Source organism: Adlercreutzia sp., from assembly GCF_056795635.1.
The window spans coordinates 1-4,160 of sequence record NZ_JBQIIT010000057.1; the positions used below are offsets into that span (position 1 = coordinate 1).

The window sequence follows — 4,160 nt, forward strand, 5'->3', positions numbered from 1 at the left end:
AGACCGCCGAGCACGCGGGGCAGCTCGTCCTTGCCGGCGTAGATACGCAGGCCGGGCTTGGAGATGCGCTTGATGCCGCGGATGGTCTTGGCCTTCTTCGGGCCGTACTTGAGGGTGATCTCAAGGGTGGCGCGGGGCTCGCCGTCGATCACGTCGAAGCGCTGGATGTAGCCTTCCTGCTCCATGATGCGCACGATCTCGACGAGCTTCTTGCTCGACGGCATGGAAACCGTCGCCTTGCCAGCAGACTGGCCGTTACGCACGCGCGTAAGCATGTCTGCAATGGGGTCGGTCATTGTCATGTTGAGTTTCTCCTTTGATCCGTGATGAACCGTACGTTCGGTTCGTCGGCGCCCATAGCGCCTCCGCCTTTAACGTCGGCACACCCTGAAACGTGGGCCGCGATTTCCTACCAGGAAGCCTTGGTCACGCCGGGCAGCTCGCCTTTGTTAGCCAACTCACGCACGCAGATACGGCACAGGCCGAACTTGCGATAGTAGGCGCGGGGACGTCCGCAACGGGTGCAGCGGTTGTGCTGCCGCGTCGAGAACTTCGGTTCGCGCTTGGCTTTGGCGATCATCGATTTCTTAGCCATGCATTCCTTCTTTCTTATGCCTTCAAGCCCGCATTCCTTTCGCGGACTCAAAACCTGAGGTTACGCGACGAGGGCGGCTGCCCTGTCGTTTTACTTGCTCTTGAACGGGAAGCCGAGCGCCGTCAGCAGCGCGAAGGCACCCTCGTTCTCACCGGCATTGGTGACAAAGGTGATGTCCATACCGCGGGTACGGTCGATCTTGTCGTACTCGATCTCGGGGAAGATCAGCTGCTCGGTGATGCCGAGCGTGTAGTTGCCACGGCCGTCGAAGCTCTTCGGCGAGATGCCGCGGAAGTCGCGGACGCGGGGAAGAGCAGTGGCCAGCAGACGATCGAGGAACTCCCACATGCGGTCGCCGCGCAGGGTCACCTTGCAGCCGATAGCCTGGCCCTCGCGCACATGGAAGCCGGCGATGGACTTCTTGGCGCGGGTCACGCAGGGCTGCTGGCCGGTGATGATGCGCATGTCGTTCATGGCGGCGTCGAGCAGCTTGGAGTCGCCGGCGGCGGCGCCAACGCCCATGTTCACCACGATCTTCTCGAGGCGGGGCACGCAGTTCACGTTCTTGATGCCGAGCTGCTCAACGAGAGCCGGCACGATCTCGGTCGTGTACTTGACCTTCAGACGAGGGGTTTCAGCCATGTCTTCTCTTGCCTTTCTTCGATGGATTAAACGCAGGATTTCCGACCCCGCGTCCCTGGGACCTTCCCAGGGCCATAGCGCGCGAGCGCGCGATTGGATATTGTCCCACAAGCGGGCACTCTATCCAAGGAAAAATCCGCCCGCTCTCAACGAACGGGCGGATTTTCACGAAAACTCTACTCGGCAGCCGGGATGTCCTTGCCGCACTTCTTGCAGACGCGGACGAGCTTGCCCTCGTCGCGGCGACGGGCCACGCGGGTGGCCTCACCGCAGCTCGGGCACACGAGCATCACGTTGGAGACGTGGATCGGAGCCTCGAGGGTGGAAATGCCGCCCTGGGGGTTCTGCTGGGTGGGGCGCATGGCCTTCTTGACCATGTTCACCTTCTCGACCACCACGCGGGACTTCTCGGGGACGGAGCGGAGCACCTTGCCGGTCTTGCCGCGGTCCTTGCCGGTGATCACCTTGACGGTGTCGCCCTTGCGGATCGTCATCTTGTTCTGAGCCATTCTGACACCTCCCCTACAGCGTTTCCGGTGCCAGAGACACGATCTTCATGTACTTCTTGTCGCGCAGCTCGCGAGCGACGGGCCCGAAGATACGGGTGCCGCGCGGGGAGCCGTCGTTGTTGATCAGCACAGCGGCGTTCTGATCGAAACGGATGTAGGAGCCGTCGGCGCGACGGACCTCCTTCTTCACGCGCACGATCACGCAGCGCACGACCTCGCCCTTCTTGACGTTGCCGTTGGGCATCGCTTCCTTGACGCTGCAGATGATCACGTCACCGAGGCCCGCGTAACGGCGCTTGGAGCCGCCCAGGACCTTGATGCACTGCACCTTGCGAGCGCCGGAGTTGTCGGCCACGGCGAGCATGGATTGCATCTGAATCATGTGATGTTCCTAACTTTCCTTAACAATAGCCTTCGTGCCAGGGCACGGAAAACTATTTGGCCTTCTCGACGATCTTCAGCAGACGCCAGCGCTTCATCTTGGACAGCGGGCGCGTCTCCATGATCTGAACGGTGTCGCCGACGCCGGCCTCGTTGTTCTCGTCATGGGCATGGAACTTCTTGGTGGAGGTAATCATCTTCTTGTAGATGGGGTGGGGCTTGCGCTCCTCCACGGCCACCACGATGGTCTTGTCGTTGGCGTCGCTGACCACGATGCCCTGACGGACCTTACGCAGGTTACGCTCTTCAGTCATTGTTTGCACCTTCCTTGATCTACGCGCTCAGCTCGCGAGCCCGCATCTCAGTCATGATGCGCGCGATGTCCTTCTTAACCTGCTTCACGCGGGCGGTGTTGTCAAGCTGGCTCGTAGCCATCTGGAAGCGAAGGTTGAACAGCTCGGCCTTGGCCTCCTTCAACTTCACCTGCAGGTCCTCGGCAGAAAGTTCACGAATCTCTGCTGCTTTCATTATTGCTGCCCCTCCGTTTCACGAGTGACGATCTTGCACTTGATGGGCAGCTTGTTGATGGCCAGACGCAGAGCCTCGCGGGCGGTCTCATCGTCCACACCGGCGATCTCGAACATGATGCGGCCCGGCTTCACGACAGCGACCCAGCCCTCGGGGTTACCCTTACCGGAACCCATGCGGGTCTCGGCGGGCTTGGAGGTGATGGGCTTGTCGGGGAAGATGGTGATCCACACCTTACCGCCACGCTTCATGTGACGGGTCATGGCGATACGAGCAGCCTCGATCTGACGGTTGGTGATCCAGTGAGCCTCGAGGGCCTGGATACCGTACTCACCGTGGTTCAGGCGCGTGCCACCCTTGGCCTTGCCCTTCATGGAACCACGCTGCACCTTGCGGTGCTTGACGCGCTTAGGTACGAGCATTTACTTGTCACCCCTCTCGCGGCGATCGTTACGACGGGAACGGTTCGGGCGGGAAGAGCCCTCGAGCGCGGGCTGGGGGGCCTTCTGGCCCGGCAGCACCTCGCCGTGGTACACCCACACCTGCACGCCGATGGAGCCCATGGTGGTGGCAGCGGTGGCGAAGCCGTAGTCGATCTTCGCACGGAGGGTGTGCAGCGGCACGCGACCCTCGCGGTACCACTCGCGGCGGCTCATCTCGGCACCGCCCAGGCGGCCGGAGCACTGGATACGGATACCCTTGGCACCGGACTTCATGGCGGACTGCACGGCCTTGCGCATGGCGCGACGGAAGGCCACGCGGCCCTCGAGCTGCTCAGCCACGGACTGGGCGATCAGCGCGGCGTCCAGCTCGGGACGCTTCACCTCGACCACGTCAATGGAGACCGGACCGTTGGCGACCTTCTCCAGGTCCTTGCGCAGGGCGTCGATCTCGGCGCCCTTCTTGCCGATGACCACGCCGGGACGGGCGGTGGTGATGACGACCTTGATCTTGTCGCCGGCACGCTCGATCTCCACCTTGGAGACGGAGGCGCGGGCGAGACGCTTGTCGAGGAACTTGCGGATGGCAATGTCGTTCTCAAGCGTGGCGGCGTAGTCCTTGCCGGCGTACCAGCGGCTGCGCCAATCCTCGGTGATACCGAGGCGGAATCCGGTAGGGCTTACTTTCTGACCCATTCCTTATGCCTCCTCTCGGGGTGCGACGATGATGGTGATGTGGCACGTGCGCTTGTTGATGCGCGACGCGGAGCCCTTGGCGCGGGGACGGATGCGCTTCAGGGTGGGGCCCTCGTCGACGAACGCGGTCTTCACGACCAGGTTGTCGGCGCGAAGGTGGTTGTTGTGCTCGGCGTTGGCCACGGCGGAGTTCAGCGTCTTCGCGACAACCTCGGCGGCGGCGCGCTCGCAGAAGGCCAGGATCTCGCGGGCCTGGGCGACGGACTTGCCGCGAACCAGGTCGACCACGATGCGGGCCTTGCGGGGAGCGATACGGACGTAACGCGATACTGCTTTAGTTTCCATGTAACTTCTCACCTATGCCCTATC

The 4,160-nt window shown here is 62.4% G+C and carries 10 protein-coding genes; all 10 read right to left on the reverse strand.

Features of this window, described 5'->3' with window-relative positions; all coding sequences use genetic code 11:
• On the reverse strand, positions 1 to 302 hold a 302-nt coding region (rpsH, locus tag ACTOXK_RS12115; protein ID WP_482280006.1), incomplete at its 3' end, for a 30S ribosomal protein S8.
• Positions 303 to 409: 107 nt separating this feature from the next.
• Complete coding sequence (locus tag ACTOXK_RS12120; RefSeq protein ID WP_013980746.1) at positions 410 to 595, reverse strand: type Z 30S ribosomal protein S14; 186 nt, start codon at positions 593 to 595, stop codon at positions 410 to 412.
• Between the two features lie 90 nt (positions 596 to 685).
• Positions 686 to 1,237, reverse strand: coding sequence for a 50S ribosomal protein L5 (gene rplE / locus ACTOXK_RS12125; RefSeq protein WP_482279344.1), 552 nt, complete (start codon positions 1,235 to 1,237; stop codon positions 686 to 688).
• A 176-nt stretch (positions 1,238 to 1,413) separates the two neighbouring features.
• A complete protein-coding gene (rplX, locus tag ACTOXK_RS12130; protein WP_482279345.1) occupies positions 1,414 to 1,746 on the reverse strand; it encodes a 50S ribosomal protein L24 in 333 nt (110 codons plus the stop codon).
• A gap of 13 nt (positions 1,747 to 1,759) precedes the next feature.
• Entirely contained in the window at positions 1,760 to 2,128 is a 369-nt protein-coding gene (gene rplN / locus ACTOXK_RS12135; RefSeq protein ID WP_022740329.1) for a 50S ribosomal protein L14, read from the reverse strand.
• Positions 2,129 to 2,180: 52 nt separating this feature from the next.
• Positions 2,181 to 2,441, reverse strand: a complete 261-nt coding sequence (rpsQ, locus tag ACTOXK_RS12140) for a 30S ribosomal protein S17 (RefSeq protein ID WP_028026212.1) — start codon at positions 2,439 to 2,441, stop codon at positions 2,181 to 2,183.
• A 19-nt stretch (positions 2,442 to 2,460) separates the two neighbouring features.
• Positions 2,461 to 2,655 (reverse strand): 50S ribosomal protein L29, encoded by a 195-nt coding sequence (rpmC, locus tag ACTOXK_RS12145; protein WP_016309214.1) that lies wholly within the window; start codon positions 2,653 to 2,655, stop codon positions 2,461 to 2,463.
• Positions 2,655 to 3,077, reverse strand: coding sequence for a 50S ribosomal protein L16 (rplP, locus tag ACTOXK_RS12150; protein ID WP_016309215.1), 423 nt, complete (start codon positions 3,075 to 3,077; stop codon positions 2,655 to 2,657). The genes rpmC and rplP overlap by 1 nt, the downstream gene beginning before the upstream one ends.
• The gene (gene rpsC / locus ACTOXK_RS12155) at positions 3,078 to 3,791 is read right to left on the reverse strand and encodes a 30S ribosomal protein S3 (RefSeq protein ID WP_482277826.1); all 714 of its coding nucleotides are present in this window, start codon (positions 3,789 to 3,791) and stop codon (positions 3,078 to 3,080) included.
• A 3-nt stretch (positions 3,792 to 3,794) separates the two neighbouring features.
• Positions 3,795 to 4,136, reverse strand: coding sequence for a 50S ribosomal protein L22 (gene rplV / locus ACTOXK_RS12160; protein ID WP_482277825.1), 342 nt, complete (start codon positions 4,134 to 4,136; stop codon positions 3,795 to 3,797).
• Positions 4,137 to 4,160: the final 24 nt, after the last annotated feature.

What these genes read in the sequence shown, in the direction of transcription:
- rpsC (WP_482277826.1), bottom strand. Translation starts at nt 3,791, where the DNA reads ATGGGTCAGAAAGTAAGCCCTACCGGATTCCGCCTCGGTATCACCGAG.
- ACTOXK_RS12120 (WP_013980746.1), bottom strand. Translation starts at nt 595, where the DNA reads ATGGCTAAGAAATCGATGATCGCCAAAGCCAAGCGCGAACCGAAGTTC.
- rpsQ (WP_028026212.1), bottom strand. Translation starts at nt 2,441, where the DNA reads ATGACTGAAGAGCGTAACCTGCGTAAGGTCCGTCAGGGCATCGTGGTC.
- rpmC (WP_016309214.1), bottom strand. Translation starts at nt 2,655, where the DNA reads ATGAAAGCAGCAGAGATTCGTGAACTTTCTGCCGAGGACCTGCAGGTG.
- rplV (WP_482277825.1), bottom strand. Translation starts at nt 4,136, where the DNA reads ATGGAAACTAAAGCAGTATCGCGTTACGTCCGTATCGCTCCCCGCAAG.
- rplN (WP_022740329.1), bottom strand. Translation starts at nt 2,128, where the DNA reads ATGATTCAGATGCAATCCATGCTCGCCGTGGCCGACAACTCCGGCGCT.
- rplE (WP_482279344.1), bottom strand. Translation starts at nt 1,237, where the DNA reads ATGGCTGAAACCCCTCGTCTGAAGGTCAAGTACACGACCGAGATCGTG.
- rplX (WP_482279345.1), bottom strand. Translation starts at nt 1,746, where the DNA reads ATGGCTCAGAACAAGATGACGATCCGCAAGGGCGACACCGTCAAGGTG.
- rplP (WP_016309215.1), bottom strand. Translation starts at nt 3,077, where the DNA reads ATGCTCGTACCTAAGCGCGTCAAGCACCGCAAGGTGCAGCGTGGTTCC.